Origin of the sequence: Mycobacterium sp. 852002-10029_SCH5224772 (assembly GCF_001667315.1) — a bacterium.
In the GTDB taxonomy this organism is placed as follows: domain Bacteria; phylum Actinomycetota; class Actinomycetes; order Mycobacteriales; family Mycobacteriaceae; genus Mycobacterium.
The window spans coordinates 1-761 of sequence record NZ_LZHT01000095.1; the positions used below are offsets into that span (position 1 = coordinate 1).

General features: G+C 60.7%; 2 protein-coding genes. One reads left to right on the plus strand and one right to left on the minus strand.

The window, feature by feature from the left end:
* Nucleotides 1-597, plus strand: a 597-nt coding sequence (locus A5775_RS17330) for a class I SAM-dependent methyltransferase (RefSeq protein WP_067255065.1), incomplete at its 5' end; no start/stop codon positions are given.
* 59 nt (nucleotides 598-656) lie between these two features.
* Here A5775_RS17330 and A5775_RS25040 read toward each other — a convergent pair.
* Nucleotides 657-761 (minus strand): class I SAM-dependent methyltransferase (locus A5775_RS25040; protein WP_197512679.1); only part of this gene is annotated, 105 nt, incomplete at its 5' end.

The following is a 761-nucleotide window of genomic DNA, read 5'->3' on the forward strand; positions in this document are numbered from 1 at the left end:
GTCGTGGGGCTGACGCTCTCGGAGAATCAGGCCGAGCACGTGCAGAGGACCTTCGACCAGATGGACACCACCCGGACCCGCCGGGTGCTGCTGGAGGGCTGGGAGAAGTTCCACGAGCCGGTGGACCGCATCGTCTCGATCGGTGCGTTCGAGCACTTCGGCCGCCAACGCTACGGGCGTTTCTTCAAGATGGCCTACAACGCGCTGCCGCCCGGCGGAATCATGTTGCTGCACACCATCGTTCGGCCGTCCTTCAAAGAAGCCCGGGCCAAGGGCCTAAGGTTGACCCACGAGATCGTTGAGTTCTCGAAATTCATCCTCGCCGAGATTTTTCCCGGCGGCTGGCTTCCCACCCCGCAGACCGTCGGCGAGTACGGGGTGACCGTGGGCTTCGAGCTCACCCGCGTGCAGTCGCTGCAACTGCACTACGCGAAGACGCTGGATCTGTGGGCCGAGGCGCTCGAGGCGAATCGCGAGCAGGCCCTCGCCCTTCAGTCTCAAGAGGTCTACGACAAGTACATGCACTATCTGACGGGCTGCGAGAATTTCTTCCGCAAAGGCATCAGCAACGTGGGGCAATTCACGTTGGTCAAATAGACAATCAAGTCAGCCCCGAGCGGTGATCCGTTCGGGGCTGATTGTTTCTGTCGAGCCGGCTATTTCTCCATCGTGAACTGGTTGACGTCGGTGTACCCGTCGCGGAACAGCTTGGCGCAGCCGGTCAGGTACTTCATATACCGGTCGTAAACCTCTTGAGACTG